Below are 18926 nucleotides of genomic sequence, written 5' to 3'. Positions count from 1 at the left end.
AGCTACCCTGCCGATCATGCTTGTCGCCGCCGCCGTCTGCCCCTGCCCGCCCCTCCTGGTTCCCGAGGTCGCCGCGGGCGCAGCCCCGGAACTGGATCCCGCGCGGGCCGCATGTACGGACGCGCTGGGCGTGCTCGCCGCTGCCAGGCCCGGCCGGCTCGTGGTCGTCGGACCGGTGGACCGTGCGCGGCCCGAGACGTACCCGGAGGGAACAGCGGGGTCCTTCCGGGGCTTCGGCGTCGACCTCGCCGTACGGCTGGGACCGGCCGGGGGCGCGGGCACGGAACCGCGGCTGCCGTACGCGTTGGCGGTGGCGGCCTGGCTGCTGGAGCGGACCGGATGGTCCGACGCCCCGGTCGAGGGACTCGGGGTGGGGGAGTCGTACCCGCCCGAGCTGTGCGCGCGGACCGGGAGGGACATCGCCGCCCGGGACGAGCGGGTGGCCCTGCTGGTGCTGGGTGACGCCAGCGCGTGCCGGACCCTCAAGGCCCCGGGCTATCTGGACGAGCGGGCGGCGCCCTTCGACGCGGAGGTCGCACGGGCGCTCGGCGCGGCGGACACGGCCGCACTGGCCACGCTGGACACCCGGCTGGCGCAGGAGCTGAAGGTGTCCGGCCGGGCCCCCTGGCAGGTCCTGGCGGGCGCGGCCGAGGGCGCGGACCTCGGCGGTTCGCTGCTGTACGAGGCCGCGCCGTACGGCGTGGGATACGTCGTCGCCGCCTGGTCGTAGGCCGGGCGGCAGGGCGCGGGAAACGGCGGACGGCCGGGAGCCCTCTGGCTCCGCGGCCGTGCGCCGATGTGCCTCTCCGTGTGCCGGTGTGCGCTCGGAACCTGCTGCGCTGATGCGCGCTCAGGAAGCGGGAGGCGGTGCCTCCGGACGCGGAGTGCCGCCCGCCTCCGGTGGGGGAGCCGGGTCCCGTGAGGGAGCCGTCCGGCCGGTCCCGGGCGGCGTCGTCGTGCCGCCGGGGTGAGGTGTGCGGTCGCCATGGTGGGTGAGTCGGTCCATGGCGCCCTTGGCCCGGCCCGCGCCTGACTGGATCCTGTTGCTGTACTTGCCCTTGGTCCTCCTGTCGACGGCATGCGCTGCCTTGTCGAGACCGTGGTGGATCTTGCCCTCGTGCCGGTGTGCGAGGTCCGAGACCTTGCTCATGGCCGGGCTCAGCTTGGCTTTCACGTTCTCCAGGAGACCCATGGCTCACCTTCCCTCGCGCGGGGCGGTCACGTACGGGCGCCCTCGCCGGCCTCGTTGTCGGCCGCCTTGTCGGTGGACTGCTGCTTGGGGATGTCGACGCCCTCGGGCTCGGTGACCTCGGTGGGGTCCTCGGCAGTCGGCTTCGCCGCGTCCTCGGCTCCGTCGGTGACCTTCGTCTCCGCTGCCTCGGCTGCCGCCGTCTCGGGCCCGGCCTTCGCCGTGCTGGTCTGGGCCTCGGCCGCCGGCGTCTCCGCCGTGGCCTTCGACCGCCGGAGAAGTCGTGCAAAAACGCCCATATCCACTCCATACGTTACTCGTGCGGGCGAAATCCCGCGTTGCCCGGTGCGTCAATTTGCGCGGCCCGGGCCACCGCCTCTGCGATCCGGCGGCAGGAACCTCGCAACGGGCAACGACCCCGCGGCCGTCGCGTCACGTAACTCGTTCGAGACCAGGGGTTGATGTTTGCGAGACTGGGGCGGTGAGCAGTGCACCCTCCGCCCCCCGCGTCATCGCCGTAGTCGGACCAACTGCGGCCGGAAAGTCCGATCTGGGCGTATTCCTGGCCCAGCGTCTCGGCGGCGAGGTCGTCAACGCCGACTCCATGCAGCTCTACCGAGGGATGGACATCGGCACCGCCAAGCTGACGCCCGAAGAGCGTGGCGGCGTCCCCCACCACCTGCTGGACGTCTGGGACGTGACCGTCACGGCGTCCGTCGCCGAGTATCAGCGCCTGGCCCGGGAGCGGATCGAGGCCCTGCTCGCCGAGGGCCGCTGGCCGATCCTGGTCGGCGGCTCCGGACTCTATGTGCGCGGGGCCGTCGACAACCTGGAGTTCCCCGGTACCGACCCCGAGGTCCGCGCCCGGCTGGAGGAGGAACTCACGCTGCGTGGCTCCGGCGCGCTGCACGCCCGCCTGGCCGCCGCCGACCCCGAGGCCGCTCGGGCGATCCTGCCGAACAACGGCCGCCGGGTCGTCCGCGCCCTGGAGGTGATCGAGATCACCGGAAGGCCCTTCACGGCCAATCTCCCCGGCCACGACTCGGTGTACGACACCCTCCAGATCGGCGTCGACGTGGCCCGCCCCGAGCTGGACGAGCGCATCGCACGCCGTGTCGGCCGGATGTGGGACGCCGGCCTGGTGGACGAGGTGAGCGCACTTCAGGCGCAGGGGTTGCGTGAAGGGCGTACGGCCTCGCGCGCGCTCGGCTACCAGCAGGTGCTCGCGGCGCTCGCCGGGGAGTGCACGCTCGAGGAAGCGCGGACCGAGACCGTGCGTGCCACCAAGCGCTTCGCGCGCCGCCAGGATTCGTGGTTCAGGCGCGACCCGCGGGTGCACTGGTTGAGTGGGGCAGCGGCCGATCTCACGGAACTTCCGCAGCTCGCGCTGTCCTTGGTCGAACGACCGGTTACAGCCTGATCACGTCATGGCATCGGGACGCCCAGGCCGTCATCCGGTCCTTCGGCGGCGTGCCATCATCGAGCTTCGATCGACCGAGTTGAGTCCTAGTTGGGAGGGCGCGTGGCGATGGAGGCCGGCCCTCGCGACACCGCACGAAGCACCGATCACATCACCGCCGAGCGGGATGAGACGGGGCACCGGGACGAGCCGGAGCAGGAGGCGGACCACCTCAGCTCCGACGGGCCCGACGAGACGCAGGGTGTGACGGACGACGGTCCCGAGCCCGGCGAGATGTTCGCGGACGAGGTCGAGGTCGAGCTGCGCCCGCAGCGCCGGCTCCGCATCTGGCAGCTCGCCCCCATCGTGGGCCTCGCGGCACTCGGCTCCCTGATGTTCGCGTTCCCGCTCGCCTTCGACTTCGGCGACAGCGGGGCCGTCATCGCCATGCTGGGTCTGCTGATCTGCTCGTGCGCGGCCGGCTGGGGCATGATGGCCGCCCGCCGCGTCGGCTACACCTGGCCGGGCCTGCCGGCCCGCGGCTCCGGCCGCAGACCCGACTGGCGGGTCGTCCTCGCGTACGCCCTGGTCGTGGCCCTCGTGGTGGTCCTCGCCGTGTGGCGAGTGGCACGGCTGCGCTGATCGCCGTAGGAGCGCGGGGGTGCTGTCCCAGGCACGCCGGCACTGTCCTAGGCACCCCTTACGATCGAGGCATGAGCACGCGGATCGCCTTCCTCAAGGGCCACGGCACCGAGAACGACTTCGTGATCGTCCCGGACCCCGAGAACACCATCGACCTGCCCCCGGCCGCCGTCGCCGCCCTGTGCGACCGGCGCGCGGGCATCGGTGGAGACGGGCTGCTGCACGTCGTGCGGTCCGCCGCCCACCCGGAGGCCAAGGGCATGGCGGCCGAGGCGGAGTGGTTCATGGACTACCGCAACGGCGACGGCTCGATCGCGGAGATGTGCGGCAACGGCGTGCGGGTGTTCGCGCGCTACCTCCAGCGCGCCGGCCACGCGACCGAGGGGGACCTCGCTGTCGCCACCCGCGGGGGCGTGAAGACCGTGCACATCGCCAAGAACGGCGACGTGACCGTGGGCATGGGCAAGGCAGTGCTCCCCGAGGGCGACGTCACGGTGAGTGTCGGCGAGCGCAGCTGGCCCGCCCGGAACGTCAGCATGGGCAACCCGCACGCGGTCGCCTTCGTGGACGACCTGGCGCACGCGGGTGACCTGCTCTCCCCGCCCCCCTTCAGCCCGGCCGCCGCCTACCCGGACGGTGTGAACGTCGAGTTCGTGGCCGACCGCGGCCCCGGGCACGTCGCGCTGCGCGTGCACGAGCGCGGCTCCGGTGAGACCCGCTCGTGCGGCACGGGCGCGTGCGCGGTCGCCGTGGCCGCCGCGCGTCGCGACGGCGCCGACCCGACGGCCACCGGCACCCCCGCGACCTACACCGTGGACGTCCCCGGCGGCACCCTGGTGATCACCGAGCGCCCCGACGGCGAGATCGAGATGACCGGCCCGGCCGTGATCCTGGCCGAAGGCGAGATCGACGCGGACTGGCTGGGAACCGCCGCGTCCGCGTGAGCCGGGGCAGCTCGTCCTGGAACACTCGCTCCCCCTCGGCCTCCGTCCCGAAACCACCGTTGGTATTCGGCCACTTGGCGAGAATCACCTCGACGAAGTCGTGACCTCTGGGGGTACAAACCTCACATTCGTCCCTCGAATGGGTGATCAGTTTCACGCTCGGCGAGAGGCGGTCAGTCGGGCGTGGTGGGCTCGGTAGCATCAAGCACCGGCCCGGACGGGGGACCGAAGCCGCTCCCTGAGCCGTGTCCGCTCTGGGGCACCCCGTCCGCCGGTTGACGCAGCCGGAGGTGCCCATGAGTGCGGAGGCCACGAATTCCGTGACCCCAGGCCCGATGCCGGGCGCGGTGTCAGGACCGGTGACGCCGACAGCCCCGCGCAGAAAGGCCCGCCCCCGGATCGACCTGCGCCGTCTCGGCCGCGCCGCCCTGCTCGGCCCCACCACCCGGGGCCGGCTGCCCGACGCCATCAGCCATGTCGTCGAGGCCCACCGCGCCCACCATCCCGACGCGGACCTGGAGCCCCTGCGCCACGCCTACGTCCTGGCCGAGTCCTCGCACCGCGGCCAGATGCGCAAGAGCGGTGAGCCGTACATCACACACCCGCTCGCCGTGACGCTGATCCTCGCCGAACTCGGCGCCGAGACCACGACGTTGACCGCGTCCCTGCTGCACGACACCGTCGAGGACACGGACGTGACGCTCGACCAGGTCCGCGACCAGTTCGGCGAGGAGGTCCGCTTCCTCGTCGACGGCGTCACCAAACTGGAGAAGGTCGACTACGGCGCCGCCGCCGAGCCCGAGACATTCCGCAAGATGCTCGTCGCCACCGGCAATGACGTCCGCGTCATGTCGATCAAACTCGCCGACCGGCTGCACAACATGCGCACCCTCGGCGTCATGCGCCCCGAGAAACAGGAGCGCATCGCCAAGGTGACACGTGACGTGCTCATCCCGCTCGCCGAACGGCTCGGCGTCCAGGCGCTCAAGACCGAACTGGAAGACCTGGTCTTCGCGATCCTGCATCCCGAGGAGTACGCGCACACCAGGGAGTTGATCGTCCGCAACGCGGCCCGCACGGACGACCCGCTCGCCGAGGTCGCCGACGAGGTACGCGGTGTGCTGCGCGAGGCGGACATCCAGGCCGAAGTCCTCATCCGGCCCCGTCACTTCGTCTCGGTGCACCGCGTCTCCCGCAAACGCGGCCGGCTCCGCGGCTCCGACTTCGGCCGCGTCCTCGTCCTGGTGAACGAGGACGCCGACTGCTACGGCGTCCTGGGCGAACTGCACACCTGTATGAAGCCGGTGGTATCGGAGTTCAAGGACTTCATCGCCGTACCGAAGTTCAACCTGTACCAGTCGCTGCACACGGCCGTGGCGCGCGAAAACGGCCAGGTCGTCGAGGTCCTCATCCGCACTCACCAGATGCACAAGGTCGCCGAGGCCGGTGTCGTCGCCCTCGGCAACCCGTACGCACCGGCCCCGGACGACCCGGCCGACGGCGAGCGCGTCGACCCCACCCGCCCCGGCTGGCTCTCCCGGCTCCTCGACTGGCAGGAGGCGGCACCCGACCCCGACCACTTCTGGTCGACCCTGCGCGAGGACCTCGCCCAGGACCGCGAGATCACCGTCTTCCGGCCAGACGGCGGCACGCTCGGCCTGCCCGAGGGCGCGACCTGTGTGGACGCCGCGTACGCGCAGTACGGCGAGGACGCGCACGCCTGCATCGGCGCCCGGGTGAACGGCCGTCTGGCGACGCTGAGCACCGTCCTGAAGGACGGCGACACCGTCCAGCTCCTCATGGGCCAGGACCCGGCGTCGGAGCCCTCCCGGGAGTGGCTGGAGCACGCCCACACGCCCGCGGCCCGGATCGCCATCCAGCGGTGGCTGACCGCCCATCCGGCGCAGGCGGAGTCCCAGCAGAGCGAGGCGCGGATCGCCGAGGGCCGGACGGCCCTCCGGCCCGCCGACGTACCCGACCCGGACGCGGCCCCCGAGCAGCCCGCCGACCGGGCCGCAACCGGTCACGTCCTCGCCGACCTGCCCGGCGCGACCGTCCGCCTCGCCCGCTGCTGCACGCCCGTGCCGCCCGACGGGATCACCGGCTTCGCCGTACGCGGGGGAGCGGTCACCGTGCACCGCGTGGAGTGCGCCGCGGTGGCGCGTATGAAGGACGGGGGGCGCGCGGAGGTCGGCGTGCGCTGGGGGGAGGCCGCCGAGTGCCGGGTCACCCTGGTCGCCGAATCGTTCGTCCGTCCCCATCTGCTGGCCGACCTCACCGAGGCCATGGCCTCCGAGGGCGCCGAGATCGTCTCGGCGACCGTGGAGCCCCCGACCCAGCAGCAGGTGCGGCACACGTACACCGTCCAGCTCCCGGACGCCGGACACCTGCCCGCCCTGATGCGCGCGATGCGCAACGTGGCCGGGGTGTACGACGTCAGCCGGGCGCAGCCACAACCGCAGGGCGACTGACCCGGCGCGTGCCGCCGACGGCCTCCACGCGGCCGGGGCGGCACCCGGCGCAGGCCCCGGTCCCCGGTTCGGGTGGGACGAAAGCGCGCCGTCCCCGCCGGCCGCCCGCGCGCTGATAGCCGTGGGGCATGCTCCTGACCCCCCGCAGCCAGGCCACCACCCCCAGCCGTCGCCGGACCACCGCCGCCCTGCTCACCTCGGCGGTCTCCGTCTGCCTAGTCGCCGCGAGCGCCCCCGCCGTCCCGCTCGGCGTGGGCGACCGCCTCTTCCCGTACCTCGGCAACCCCGGCTACGACGTGGCGGCGTACGACCTCTCCTTCACCTATCCGGGCAACAACAGCGAGCCGCTGCGGGCCGTCACCACCATCGACGCCTGGACGACCGCCGACCTGGACCGCGTCAACCTGGACTTCGCCCACGGCACGGTCGAGTCGGTCGAGGTCGACGGCGACCCCGCGGAGTTCCGCACCGCCGGTGAGGACCTGGTGATCACGCCCGAGGACTCGGTGTCGGACGGCAACTGGATGCGGATCACCGTGCGGCACACCAGTGATCCCATGCCCGCCAAGGACCGCGAGGGCGGCTGGGTGCGCACCGCGGACGGTCTCGCCATGGCCAACCAGGCCGATGCCGCCCACCTGGTATTCCCGTGCAACGACCACCCCTCCGACAAGGCGATGTTCACCATCCGGGTCACCGCGCCCGACGGACACACGGCCGTCGCCAACGGCCTGCCCGCCGGCGTGGAGAAGTCGGGCGGGTCGACGACCCGGACCTACCGCACCCAGCACCCCATGGCCACCGAGCTCGCCCAGGTCTCCATCGGCCGCTCCACGGTGCTGCACCGCACCGGCCCGCACGGGCTGCCGGTACGGGACGTCGTCCCGACCGAGCACCGCAAGGCGCTCGAACCCTGGCTGGAGAAGACCCCCGCCCAGATCGAGTGGATGGAGAGCAAGGTCGGCCGCCGCTACCCCTTCGAGACGTACGGCCTGCTCATGGCCGACGCATCCACCGGCTTCGAACTGGAGACCCAGACGCTCTCCCTCTTCGAGCGCGAACTCTTCACCGAGCCGGTCTACCCCCCGTGGTACGTCGAATCGATCATGGTCCACGAGCTGGCCCACCAGTGGTTCGGCAACAGCGTCAGTCCCCGCACCTGGTCCGATCTGTGGCTCAACGAGGGGCACGCCACCTGGTACGAGGCGTTGTACGCCGAGGAGCAGGCCGGCAAGCCGCTGCGGGACCGGATGAAGGCCGCCTACGGCGCCTCCGACCGCTGGCGCGCCGCCGGCGGACCACCCGCCGCCCCCAAGGCACCCGACCCCGCCCGCAAGACCGGTATCTTCCGGCCCAACGTCTACGACGGGGCCGCGCTCGTCCTGTACGCCCTGCGCCAGGAGATCGGCCGCCCGGCCTTCGAACGCCTGGAACGCGCCTGGGTCACCCGTCACCAGGACGACACGGCCACGACGGAGGACTTCGTCCGGCTCGCCGCCGAGATCTCCGGGCGCGACCTGGACGGCTTCTTCCAGGGCTGGCTCTACGGCGAGAAGACCCCACCGATGCCGGGGCACCCGGACTGGAAGCAGGAGGCACCCGCAAACCCGCAGGCACCCGCAAACCCGCAGGCCCCTGCGAAGCCGCAGGCCCCTGCGAAGCAGGCCCGGCCGGCGAGGGCACCCGCCCGATAACACGGTGACGAGACGCCCCGTGCCGTGCGACCATCTTCAGGTCGGCGCGGCACGGGCCGCCGGGAATCTCCCGGACCGCCCGTGCGTTGCAGACAGTGAACGGTTTCCCACCTACGTAAGGATCCAATGACCTCCTCTTCTTCCTTTTCCCAGGACTCCAAGCGCTTCGCGCACAGCCAACCCGAGGGTTTTCGGGCCGATGCCCTGATGGAAGAGGACGTCGCCTGGAGCCACGAGATCGACGGAGAGCGGGACGGCGATCAGTTCGACCGCTCCGACCGCGCGGCTCTGCGCCGTGTGGTGGGTCTCTCCACCGAGCTCGAGGACGTCACCGAGGTCGAGTACCGCCAGCTCCGCCTGGAGCGGGTCGTCCTCGTCGGCGTGTGGACCTCGGGAACCGTGCAGGACGCGGAGAACTCCCTCGCGGAGCTCGCCGCCCTCGCCGAGACGGCCGGCGCGCTGGTGCTCGACGGAGTCACCCAGCGACGCGACAAGCCCGACGCGGCCACGTACATCGGATCCGGCAAGGCCGAGGAACTGCGTGACATCGTCGTCGAGACGGGCGCGGACACCGTCATCTGCGACGGTGAACTCAGCCCCGGCCAGCTGATCCACCTCGAGGACGTCGTCAAGGTCAAGGTCATCGACCGGACGGCCCTGATCCTGGACATCTTCGCCCAGCACGCCAAGTCCCGAGAGGGCAAGGCACAGGTCGCCCTCGCGCAGATGCAGTACATGCTGCCGAGACTGCGTGGCTGGGGTCAGTCGCTGTCCCGGCAGATGGGCGGCGGCAAGGGCGGCGGTCTCGCCACCCGTGGCCCCGGTGAGACCAAGATCGAGACGGACCGGCGCCGGATCCGCGAGAAGATGGCGAAGATGCGCCGGGAGATCGCGGAGATGAAGACCGGCCGCGAGATCAAGCGCCAGGAGCGCAAGCGTCACAAGGTGCCGTCCGTGGCCATCGCGGGCTACACCAACGCCGGCAAGTCCTCGCTGCTCAACCGCCTCACGGGCGCGGGCGTGCTGGTCGAGAACGCCCTGTTCGCGACCCTCGACCCGACCGTGCGCCGGGCCGAGACCCCGAGCGGACGGCTGTACACGCTGGCCGACACGGTCGGCTTTGTGCGCCACCTGCCCCACCACCTGGTCGAGGCGTTCCGCTCCACGATGGAGGAGGTCGGCGAGTCCGACCTGATCCTGCACGTGGTGGACGGCTCGCACCCGGTCCCGGAGGAGCAGCTGGCTGCCGTACGCGAGGTGATCAGGGACGTCGGCGCCACCGACGTACCCGAGATCGTCGTGATCAACAAGGCCGACGCGGCCGACCCGCTCACCCTGCAGCGGCTGCTGCGCGTCGAGAAGCGCTCCATCGCCGTCTCGGCCCGCACCGGCCTGGGCATCGAGGAGCTGCTGGCACTCATCGACAACGAGCTGCCGCGCCCGTCGGTCGAGATCGAGGCGCTCGTGCCCTACACGCACGGCAAGCTGGTCGCCCGTGCCCACGACGAGGGCGAGGTGATCTCCGAGGAGCACACCCCGGAGGGGACCCTGCTCAAAGTGCGGGTGCACGAGGAACTTGCGGCGGAGCTCACGCCGTACGCTCCGGCGCCGGCGCTCTGAGCCCGGCCTGAGCGCACATCCCGCCTGAACGCGAGAAGGCCCGCCTCCTGTGACCAGGGAGCGGGCCTTCAGCCGGTGCGGGGCACCGACCGCCGTACGTCTTGCTCATGTTCTGGTAGAGCGCCTCGGCGTCGCGGCCCAGCTGCGGACCCGCCGGCCAGGTGTTGTCGGCCGGGCCGATCGAGGTGTTGGAGACCGGCACCGACTTGCCGTTCAGGACCCGGAACCAGCCGCCGCCGGACGAACCGCCCGTCACGCCGCAGCCGATGCGGTACATCGTCGGCGGGCGATGGTGGGCCGGTGGGCCGGGCCGTCGGGTGCTCCGGGTGGGCCACCGACGGCGCGGATCAACGGTCCGTCACCGACCGGCGAACTTCTTGCTCACCGAGTCGTACACGCCCTTGGCCACGCCGCCCAGGCGTGGTCCGGCCAGCCAGCCCGACGTGACCGGGCCGATCGAGGTGTTGGACACCAGCGCAGGCTTGCCGTCCGAGCCGGTCGCGATCCAGCCGCCGCCGGACGAACCGCCGGTCATGGTGCAGCCGATGCGGTACATCGTCGGATCCGACGCGGTGACCGAGAGCCGCCCGGGCCGGTCCTGGCACCGGTACAGCTTCTGCCCGTCGTAGGGCGGCGCGGCCGGATAGCCGATCGCCGTGACACTCTTCACCTGCGGTACCGTGGGCGCCTTGAAGTCGACCGGAAGCGCCGAACCGACCACCTCCTCCAGCGACTTGCCGCCGCTGCCCTTCTCCGGCGTCACATGGATGACCGCGAAGTCGTACGGCGCGCCGTCGCCGCCCGTCGAACCGCCCTGCTCGATCCACTGGTCCGAGGTCTGTGCCCAGTCGCCCCACCAGACACCGTAGGGAGCGACGTCCTCACGGGTGGCGTTCTCCAGCGCCTCCACCGGCTTGCCGTCGTCGTTGTACGACGGCACGAACGCGATGTTGCGGTACCAGCCGCCCTTCTTGCCCGCGTGCACGCAATGCCCCGCCGTCCACACCAGGTTGGACTTGCCCGGGTGCGCCGGATCCTTCACCACGGTCGCCGAACAGACGGCAGACCCCTTGGGGGAGTCGAAGAACACCTTCCCGGCCGTCGGGGCGCCGGCGTGGTACGACGGCGGCACGGCCTGCGCCTCGACCGGCTCGGGCGTCGGGTCGGTCACGCCCTGGTCACCGGAGAGGTCGCTGTCGCCGACGCCCTGGTCGGGCTCCTCGGCCTCGCGCATTCGGTCCGGGTTCCAGAGCCCCTCGATGATCGGGTTGATGTACTCGTTGGCCTCGCGCAGCCAGTCGTCCCGGTCCCAGTTCTTCCAGGCGCCGTTCTTCCACTTGTCGATGTCGATCCCGTGGTCGCGGAGCCGGTCCCTGATGTCGTCCGGGATCCTGAGCTTGCCGTCGTCGGAGGCGGTGGCGGACGCGGAGACCTCACCGCCCGCCGTGGCATCGCCCGACTCGCAGGCGGTGGCGGTCAGCGCGAGCGCCGAGGCGAGGGCCACGGCAGCCGACAGAGGGGAGTTCCTGCGGCGCGCCCTCCCCCCTCGGCTGGCATGGGACGACGGCCGTGTGGATCGCATGATCTGACTCCCCCTGATACGGAACGAACGTGGACGAACCGGCGCTTCGATCCCGATTCCCGCTGTCATGCGGGAAGTTCGGGACGACCTCACGGTGTCCGGGAACGGCACCACACACTATGCGGTGGCTGTGAGGGCGATCCGACGGATCCGCAACAGTTCCGTCACGGAAAAGATCTTGAGGCAACCCGTAACCCCGCGAGTGGTCCGGGGTTGGTAGCGGTGGGGCCTGCTGTCTGTGCGCGGTCCTCTATGCCCGTGCCCAGTGGGAGGTCAGGGAAGTCGTGGCGGATCCACCCATGGGGGTTGTGCGTCAGAGGAGGCCGCGGTGGGGGGTACGCAGGTGAAATCCCTCTCCGGCGGAGCCGCCGACGACACCGCCCTCATCGTGCGCGCGGCGCACGAGGGAATCCTGCGCCGTCAGGCCGCACGCGAATCCGCTGCCCGGACCTACGCCCGTGCCCTGCCGATCGTTCCGGTGCGGGCCCGGGGGCTGACCATCGAGGGCGCGGACGGCCGCCGCTACCTGGACTGCCTCTCCGGCGCCGGCACGCTCGCTCTCGGACACAATCACCCGGTCGTCCTGGAGGCCATCCGCAAGGTCCTCGATTCCGGCGCGCCTTTGAACGCCCTCGACCTGGCGACACCCGTCAAAGACGCCTTCCTCACCGAGTTGTTCCGCACCCTGCCACCAGGCCTCGGCGAGCGGGCACGCGTCCGGTTCTGCGGGCCTGCCGGCCGCGAAGCCGTCGAGACCGCCTGTGCGCTGGTACGCGCGGTGACCGGACGGAGAGGTCTCCTGGCCTTCACCGGCACAGGCCGCGGAAGTGCCGCCAGGGGTCTCGACGACACCTCCGCGGACGCCCATGACGCACGGATCGCCCACCTGCCCTACCCGCAGGACTACCGCTGCCCCTTCGGTGCCGGGGGCGAGCGCGGGGCCGACCTCGCCGCCCGCTGGACCGAGTCCTTCCTCGACGACCCCGGGTCCCGGGTGCCGATGCCCGCCGGGATGATCGTCGAACCCGTCCAGGGCGAGGGCGGGGTGATCCCCGCACCGGACACCTGGCTGCGGCGCATGCGACAGCTCAGTGCCGACCGGTCCATTCCGCTGATCGTCGACGAGGTCCAGACCGGCGTGGGCCGGACCGGAGCCTTCTGGGCGGTGGAGCACAGTGGGGTGACCCCCGACGTGATGGTTCTCTCCCAGGCCATCGGCGGCAGCCTGCCGCTGGCCGTCGTGGTCCACAGCGAGAACCTCGGTACCTGGGAACCCGGCACCCCCGCCGACGCCTTCCCCGGCAACCAACTCGCCATGGCCGCGGGCACGGCGACCCTCGCCCACGTCCGGGAGAACGCCCTAGCCGAGCGCGCGGCGGCCCTGGGAGCACACATGCTGGGTCAACTCCGGAAGCTGGCATCTGAGTTCGCGTGCGTGGGGGATGTGCGGGGGAGGGGACTGATGATCGGGGTTGAGCTGGTGGATCCGGAGGGAAGGGAAAACTCCGGCTCTTGGGGTGCTCCTGGAGCTGCGGATGGCGGTGTGCCGGCATCGGTGACGCCGGGGAGCGGACGCCGCCCCCTCCCCGCCGCCCCCGCACTGGCTGCCGCGGTCCAGCAGGAGTGCCTGCGGCGCGGCCTCATCGTCGGACTCGGCGGCCGTCCCGCGAGCGTCGTGCAACTACTGCCGCCCCTGACCCTCACCGATGAACAAGCGGCCGCCGTGCTGGACCGCCTGGCCGACGCGGTCCGGACAGCGGCTCGGTGCCGTGGGGGCGGCACGGCAGCCGCACCGTGAACGCGGTGAGCCCCTACGGCGTGTGAGCGCGTGCCCTGCCTGCGCGCCAGGCCGCCTGCGCGCACAGGCCGACCTGCCCGACAGGCGCCTTTGCTCCGTGAGTCCCGCACGCCCGCACGGTCGCACTCCGCCCTCGCGCCCCGCCGTCACGCCGAGCGAAGCTGCTCGGCCCACACAGCCCCCCACCTGCATGATCCGGAACCACCCCATGAGGTAGCTGCAGTGAACGCCACCCCCCACCCCGACGACCACGCATCGACGCCGGGACAAGGCCCCGTCGGCGCCCTGACCGCGGGGACGTCGCCCAACCCGTGGGTCCCCCGACAACGGCCGGCGGCACAGCCCGCCCAAGGGCTGAGCGAAGGCCATGGCACTGACCCCCTGGAGCATCCCGACCCGCACGCCGTCGCCCAGGCCGCCGCCGTGGAGAACCTGCTGCGCTGCTGGGCGCGCGAGACCGACCAGCCCGCCCCGGCCGACGGCGTCCTGCGCATCCCCCTTCCCGCCACCGGCACGGCCGTCCTCGCCCCGGTCCGCTACTGGTCCCCGACGGGTTGGCACCGCTTCGGCTCTCCTCGTCTGGCCGGTACTCCCGAGCACGCCCCACCTGCCGACGCCGTCACGATCGCCGCCCTGCTCACCAGGGAGACGTCCGCCGACGGCCCCGGCACCAACCGCGCCCACGACTCCCTCCCCACAGGCGCCCCCAGTTCCGTCACCGCTGGTCACAGCGACGGCGCCGGACTCGTCGCGGGTGTCGCCGACTCCCTTCGCCGTGTCGCCCGCTTCGTCACCGACCGCCGGGAGCGCCCGGCCGACGGCCCCGACCTCTTCCTGTCCGCCGAGCAGGCACTCCTCCTCGGACACCCCCTGCACCCCACGCCGAAGAGCCGCGAAGGTCTCTCCGAGGCCGAGGCACCGCTGTACTCGCCCGAGTCACGCGGCTCCTTCCCACTGCACTGGATGGCTGTCGCTCCCTCTGTCCTCGTCACCGATTCCTCCTGGACCGAACGCGGCCGCCCTGTCGCCGCGCCCCGGCTCACCGCCCGCCTCGCCGATACCGCACCGGCGCTTCCGGACGGGTACGCCCTACTGCCCCTGCACCCCTGGCAGGCACACGAGGTCCGGCACCGTCCGGAGACCGCCGCCCTGCTGGACACCGGACTGCTCCGTGACCTCGGCACCCACGGCCCTCACTGGCACCCCACCTCCTCCGTACGAACCGTCTACCGAACCCAGGCCCCCGCGATGCTCAAGCTCTCGCTGGGCCTGCGCATCACCAACTCCCGCCGCGAGAACCTCCGCAAGGAACTCCACCGCGGCGTCGAGGTCCACCGCCTGCTCCGCAGCGGCCTGGCACCGCAGTGGCGGGCCGTGCACCCGGGCTTCGACATCGTTCGGGACCCGGCCTGGCTCGCCGTCGACACGCCCGACGGCGCCCCGATGCCCGGCCTGGACGTGGTGATCCGCCACAACCCGTTCAGCCCCTCGGACGACGTTTCCTGCATCGTCGGCCTTGTCCTGCCGCGCCCGTGCTCCCCGACCCCGCCGGAGGACGCTGCGGGGTGTCCGGAGAACCACGGCCTGGCCCTGCGGTCCCGGCTGGCCGGGGTCGTCACGCGGCTCGCCCGCCGGACCGGACGACCCCGCGGAGCCGTCGCCACCGAGTGGTTCCTGCGTTACCTCGCGCACGTGGTGCGTCCCGTCCTCTGGCTGGACGCAGAGGCCGGCGTCGCTCTGGAGGCTCACCAGCAGAACACCCTGCTCCTGCTGGATGCCGACGGCTGGCCCACGGGGGGCCACTACCGCGACAACCAGGGCTACTACTACCGCGAGTCCCGGCGCGCGGACCTCGACGCCCGGTTGCCCGGCATCGGAGAGCGGAGCGACACGTTCGTCTGCGACGAGGTCATCGACGAACGGCTCGTGTACTACCTGGTGGTCAACAACGTGCTCGGCCTCATCGGCGCGTTCGGCTCCCAGGGGCTGGCCGACGAGCGGCTGCTGCTCGCCGCCTTCCGCCGCTTCCTCGGAGACGTCGCCTCCGGCCCGGCCCGGCTGCGCACCTCAGTGCCCGCCCGGCTGCTCGACTCGCCCGTCCTGCGCTGCAAGGCCAACCTGCTGACCCGGCTGCACGGCCTCGACGAGCTCGTGGGCCCGGTCGACACCCAGTCCGTCTACGTCACCATCGCCAACCCCCTGCACTCCTGACCCTCCCGATCGATCCTGACCACAGCTGATCCACCTCCTTCATCCCTGGTGAGGGCATGCCCCACCCCCTGTCCGAGAGGAGCGTTCGGTGCCTCCCGCCGACCCGATCGCCGAGACCGGTAGCGCCGTCCCCGTCATGGCCGACGTGGCCTCCGGCACCGGGTCCCGCGCCGACTCCGATGTCACGCCGGGTTCCGACTCCGACGGTGACCACCGTGCCTGCGCCGATGCCGAGTCCGGTGCCTGCGACGGTGACGTCGCGGGTGGTGAGCCGGGCGCCTGCACCGGCGACCTCACCGTCGCCGGGAGCTTCGGTCCCGTCGACTCCCGTTGCGGGACGGACGCGGATCCCGGAGCGAGGCCGGGCGAGCATCCCCGGGCGGGCGGGCACAGCGAGGACACCATGGACCTGCGGCTCCCGGACGAGCTCGTCGACCTGGCCGCGGTCGACACTTTCGACGGTCACGGAGCCAGGAGCCGGGAGCGGGCCGGGACGCAGTCCGTCTCCCTCGCCGCGGCAGGTGAGCCGTTCCGCCCCTCCTTCGCTCTCCGCCAGGACGACCTCCTCGACCGCGTCGCCGAATGGGGTCCGGCCGACACGCCCACAGGCCTGTTCCGCCTCGTCCCGGCGCGCCTCGAACGCGACCTTCCGCTCATCAGCCGCTGGATGAACGACCCCGCCGCCGCGGCGTTCTGGGAGCTGTCCGGACCGCAGGAGGTAACGGAGGAACACCTGAGGGCCCAGCTCGCCGGCGACGGGCGCAGCGTGCCGTGCATCGGGGTACTGGACGGAGTACCGATGAGCTACTGGGAGATCTACCGGGCGGATCTGGACCCGCTGGCCCGTCACTACCCGGCCAGGCCTCATGACACGGGGATCCACCTCCTGGTCGGTGGGGTCGCCGACCGGGGGCGTGGCCTCGGCGGTCTGCTGCTCCGGGCCGTGGCCGACCTCGTTCTCGCGCAGCGGCCCTCCTGCGCGCGTGTCATCGCGGAACCCGACATGCGCAACACCCCCTCCATCGCCGCTTTCCTGGCTGCCGGCTTCCGGTTCTCCGCCGAGGTCGACCTGCCCGCCAAGCGGGCCGCCCTCATGGTCCGAGACCGGTCCCTCCGACACCTGTTGTAGCGCTGTGTCATCGCGCCGTCACTCATTGAACGTGGCCCGTGCCGCCGCAGTTCCCGGCTGCCGCGCGAATCTTCCGAGCAGTTCCGTCGTGACCTCACGCACGCAGCCGGCCGCCCATCCCCCGTCCCCTTCGAGGAGCCCACGGTCTTGATCCCGTCCCCCGCCCCGGCCTTGATCGCCCGATTGTCAGTGCAGGGTCGTAGGGTGGTCGCGCTATGACGAAGCCCTCACTCCCCGAACTCCTGCATGCTGCCGTCACTGCCGTCGGCGGTACGGAGCGCCCCGGTCAGGTGGCCATGGCCGAAGCCGTCGAGGAAGCGATCGACGACGGCTCCCACCTGCTGGTCCAGGCCGGCACCGGTACCGGCAAGTCGCTGGGCTACCTGGTGCCCGCGCTGGCGCAGGGGGAGCGGGTGGTCGTCGCGACCGCCACCCTGGCCCTGCAGCGCCAGCTGGTGGAGCGCGACCTGCCCAGAACGGTCGAGTCGCTGCACCCCCTGCTGCGCCGCTGCCCGGAGTTCGCGATGCTCAAGGGCCGGTCGAACTACCTGTGCCTGCACCGGCTGCACGAAGGTGTCCCGCAGGACGAGGAGGAGGGCCTCTTCGACCAGTTCGAGGCCGCGGCACCCACCAGCAAACTGGGCCAGGACCTGCTGCGGGTGCGCGACTGGGCCGACGAGACCGAGACCGGTGACCGTGACGACCTCACCCCCGGCATCTCGGACCGGGCCTGGGCTCAGGTGTCGGTGTCGTCGAGGGAGTGCCTGGGGGCCTCGAAGTGCGCGTACGGCGCCGAGTGCTTCGCCGAGATGGCCCGGGAGCGGGCCAAGCTCGCCGAGGTCGTCGTCACCAACCACGCGCTGCTCGCCATCGACGCCATCGAGGGCGCCCCGGTCCTCCCGCAGCACGAGGTGCTGATCGTCGACGAGGCGCACGAACTGGTCTCCCGGGTCACCGGAGTCGCCACCGGCGAGCTCACTCCCGGCCAGGTCAACCGCGCGGTGCGCCGTGCCGCGAAGCTGGTCAACGAGAAGGCCGCCGACCAGCTCCAGACCGCCGCCGAGGGGTTCGAACGGCTGATGGAGCTGGCGCTGCCGGGACGTCTGGAGGAGGTTCCCGAGGACCTCGGCTATGCCCTCATGGCGCTGCGCGATGCGTGCCGCACGGTCATCTCCGCGATCGGCGCGACCCGCGACAAGTCCGTTCAGGACGAGGACGCCGTCCGCAAGCAGGCCCTCGCCTCGGTGGAGAACGTGCACGACGTGGCGGAGCGCATCACGAACGGCTCCGAGTGGGACGTGGTCTGGTACGAGCGCCACGACCGTTTCGGCGCCTCCCTGCGCGTCGCCCCCATGTCCGTCTCCGGACTGCTGCGGGAGAAGCTCTTCGCGGACCGCTCCGTTGTCCTGACGTCCGCGACGCTGAAGCTGGGCGGCGACTTCAACGGTGTAGGCGCCTCCCTGGGCCTCGCTCCCGAGGGCACCGAGGGCGACGACGTCCCGAAGTGGAAGGGCATCGACGTCGGCTCGCCCTTCGACTACCGCAAGCAGGGCATCCTCTACGTCGCCAAGCACCTGGCCCGTCCCGCCAGGGACGGCGATCGCGCGGACATGCTCGACGAACTCACGGAGCTGATCCAGGCGGCAGGCGGCCGAACCCTCGGCCTGTTCTCCTCGATGCGGGGCGCTCAGCTGGCCGCCGAGGAACTGCGGTCCCGGATCCCTGAGTTCCCGATCCTCCTGCAGGGCGAGGAGACGCTCGGCGAGCTCATCAAGAACTTCGCGGCCGATCCGAGGACCTGCCTCTTCGGTACTCTGTCGCTCTGGCAGGGTGTGGACGTCCCGGGACCCAGCTGCCAGCTGGTCGTCATGGACAAGATTCCGTTCCCGCGCCCGGACGACCCCCTGATGAGCGCACGCCAGAAGGCCGTCGAGGACGCGGGCGGCAATGGCTTCATGGCGGTCGCCGCCACCCACGCAGCGCTCCTCATGGCCCAGGGCGCGGGCCGTCTCGTGCGGGCGTCGGGGGATCGCGGTGTGGTGGCCGTCCTCGACCAGCGTCTCGCGACGGCCCGGTACGGGGGCTACCTGAAGGCGTCACTGCCCGACTTCTGGTTCACGACGGACCGTAACCAGGTACGGAAGTCGCTGGCGGCGATCGATGCGGCTGCCCAGCAGACGGAAGAGGGATGAGATGCGGGGGCTGGCCGGCGGCTGAGCACCGGCCAGCCCACCTGTATGAAGCTGC

The 18926-nt window shown here is 71.8% G+C and carries 14 protein-coding genes and 1 pseudogene; 11 read left to right on the top strand and 4 right to left on the bottom strand.

What is annotated here, in order from left to right; all coding sequences use genetic code 11:
- Positions 1-16: 16 nt before the first annotated feature.
- Positions 17-730: a class III extradiol dioxygenase subunit B-like domain-containing protein gene (locus ACFU3E_RS14705; protein ID WP_384156711.1), complete on the top strand. Its 714-nt coding sequence runs from the start codon at positions 17-19 to the stop codon at positions 728-730.
- A gap of 120 nt (positions 731-850) precedes the next feature.
- On the opposite strand, the gene ACFU3E_RS14700 is transcribed toward ACFU3E_RS14705, so the two are convergent.
- Together ACFU3E_RS14700 and ACFU3E_RS14695 are read right to left on the bottom strand one after the other, a co-directional pair.
- Positions 851-1192: an antitoxin gene (locus ACFU3E_RS14700; protein ID WP_384156708.1), complete on the bottom strand. Its 342-nt coding sequence runs from the start codon at positions 1190-1192 to the stop codon at positions 851-853.
- Between the two features lie 26 nt (positions 1193-1218).
- The gene (locus tag ACFU3E_RS14695; protein ID WP_384156705.1) at positions 1219-1488 is read right to left on the bottom strand and encodes a hypothetical protein; all 270 of its coding nucleotides are present in this window, start codon (positions 1486-1488) and stop codon (positions 1219-1221) included.
- 182 nt (positions 1489-1670) lie between these two features.
- Here ACFU3E_RS14695 and miaA point away from each other — a divergent pair, with 182 nt between their 5' ends.
- The 6 genes from miaA (at position 1671) to hflX (ending at position 9959) form a co-directional block, all read left to right on the top strand.
- A complete protein-coding gene (gene miaA, locus ACFU3E_RS14690) occupies positions 1671-2609 on the top strand; it encodes a tRNA (adenosine(37)-N6)-dimethylallyltransferase MiaA (protein WP_384156702.1) in 939 nt (312 codons plus the stop codon).
- Between the two features lie 108 nt (positions 2610-2717).
- A complete protein-coding gene (locus tag ACFU3E_RS14685) occupies positions 2718-3230 on the top strand; it encodes a hypothetical protein (RefSeq protein ID WP_384156820.1) in 513 nt (170 codons plus the stop codon).
- 71 nt (positions 3231-3301) lie between these two features.
- Entirely contained in the window at positions 3302-4174 is an 873-nt protein-coding gene (dapF, locus tag ACFU3E_RS14680; RefSeq protein ID WP_384156699.1) for a diaminopimelate epimerase, read from the top strand.
- A 296-nt stretch (positions 4175-4470) separates the two neighbouring features.
- A complete protein-coding gene (locus ACFU3E_RS14675) occupies positions 4471-6645 on the top strand; it encodes a RelA/SpoT family protein (RefSeq protein ID WP_384156696.1) in 2175 nt (724 codons plus the stop codon).
- 128 nt (positions 6646-6773) lie between these two features.
- Positions 6774-8339: a M1 family aminopeptidase gene (locus ACFU3E_RS14670; RefSeq protein ID WP_384156693.1), complete on the top strand. Its 1566-nt coding sequence runs from the start codon at positions 6774-6776 to the stop codon at positions 8337-8339.
- Positions 8340-8465: 126 nt separating this feature from the next.
- Entirely contained in the window at positions 8466-9959 is a 1494-nt protein-coding gene (gene hflX / locus ACFU3E_RS14665) for a GTPase HflX (protein ID WP_384156690.1), read from the top strand.
- An 85-nt stretch (positions 9960-10044) separates the two neighbouring features.
- Here the strand turns inward: hflX and ACFU3E_RS14660 are convergent.
- A pseudogene (locus ACFU3E_RS14660) lies at positions 10045-10242 on the bottom strand (hypothetical protein); the annotation flags it as partial.
- Between the two features lie 75 nt (positions 10243-10317).
- Complete coding sequence (locus tag ACFU3E_RS14655) at positions 10318-11541, bottom strand: trypsin-like serine peptidase (RefSeq protein WP_384156687.1); 1224 nt, start codon at positions 11539-11541, stop codon at positions 10318-10320.
- Between the two features lie 328 nt (positions 11542-11869).
- Between ACFU3E_RS14655 and ACFU3E_RS14650 the strand changes: the two genes are divergently transcribed.
- The 4 genes from ACFU3E_RS14650 to ACFU3E_RS14635 all read left to right on the top strand — a co-directional run bounded on the left by ACFU3E_RS14650 (position 11870) and on the right by ACFU3E_RS14635 (position 18871).
- Entirely contained in the window at positions 11870-13339 is a 1470-nt protein-coding gene (locus ACFU3E_RS14650) for an aminotransferase class III-fold pyridoxal phosphate-dependent enzyme (protein ID WP_384156684.1), read from the top strand.
- Between the two features lie 222 nt (positions 13340-13561).
- Positions 13562-15550, top strand: a complete 1989-nt coding sequence (locus tag ACFU3E_RS14645; RefSeq protein WP_384156681.1) for an IucA/IucC family protein — start codon at positions 13562-13564, stop codon at positions 15548-15550.
- Positions 15551-15953: 403 nt separating this feature from the next.
- Complete coding sequence (locus ACFU3E_RS14640) at positions 15954-16679, top strand: GNAT family N-acetyltransferase (RefSeq protein ID WP_384156817.1); 726 nt, start codon at positions 15954-15956, stop codon at positions 16677-16679.
- 215 nt (positions 16680-16894) lie between these two features.
- Positions 16895-18871: an ATP-dependent DNA helicase gene (locus ACFU3E_RS14635; RefSeq protein WP_384156678.1), complete on the top strand. Its 1977-nt coding sequence runs from the start codon at positions 16895-16897 to the stop codon at positions 18869-18871.
- The last annotated feature ends 55 nt before the right edge of the window (positions 18872-18926 follow it).

It is taken from the genome of Streptomyces sp. NPDC057424, from assembly GCF_042803315.1.
Taxonomy (GTDB): Bacteria; Actinomycetota; Actinomycetes; order Streptomycetales; family Streptomycetaceae; genus Streptomyces.
This window is presented reverse-complemented; position numbering and strand designations above follow the sequence as displayed.

What these genes read in the sequence shown, in the direction of transcription:
- ACFU3E_RS14685 (WP_384156820.1), top strand. Translation starts at nt 2,718, where the DNA reads ATGGAGGCCGGCCCTCGCGACACCGCACGAAGCACCGATCACATCACC.
- ACFU3E_RS14655 (WP_384156687.1), bottom strand. Translation starts at nt 11,541, where the DNA reads ATGCGATCCACACGGCCGTCGTCCCATGCCAGCCGAGGGGGGAGGGCG.
- ACFU3E_RS14695 (WP_384156705.1), bottom strand. Translation starts at nt 1,488, where the DNA reads ATGGGCGTTTTTGCACGACTTCTCCGGCGGTCGAAGGCCACGGCGGAG.
- ACFU3E_RS14635 (WP_384156678.1), top strand. Translation starts at nt 16,895, where the DNA reads ATGACGAAGCCCTCACTCCCCGAACTCCTGCATGCTGCCGTCACTGCC.
- ACFU3E_RS14670 (WP_384156693.1), top strand. Translation starts at nt 6,774, where the DNA reads ATGCTCCTGACCCCCCGCAGCCAGGCCACCACCCCCAGCCGTCGCCGG.
- ACFU3E_RS14705 (WP_384156711.1), top strand. Translation starts at nt 17, where the DNA reads ATGCTTGTCGCCGCCGCCGTCTGCCCCTGCCCGCCCCTCCTGGTTCCC.
- ACFU3E_RS14700 (WP_384156708.1), bottom strand. Translation starts at nt 1,192, where the DNA reads ATGGGTCTCCTGGAGAACGTGAAAGCCAAGCTGAGCCCGGCCATGAGC.
- dapF (WP_384156699.1), top strand. Translation starts at nt 3,302, where the DNA reads ATGAGCACGCGGATCGCCTTCCTCAAGGGCCACGGCACCGAGAACGAC.
- hflX (WP_384156690.1), top strand. Translation starts at nt 8,466, where the DNA reads ATGACCTCCTCTTCTTCCTTTTCCCAGGACTCCAAGCGCTTCGCGCAC.
- ACFU3E_RS14640 (WP_384156817.1), top strand. Translation starts at nt 15,954, where the DNA reads ATGGACCTGCGGCTCCCGGACGAGCTCGTCGACCTGGCCGCGGTCGAC.
- ACFU3E_RS14675 (WP_384156696.1), top strand. Translation starts at nt 4,471, where the DNA reads ATGAGTGCGGAGGCCACGAATTCCGTGACCCCAGGCCCGATGCCGGGC.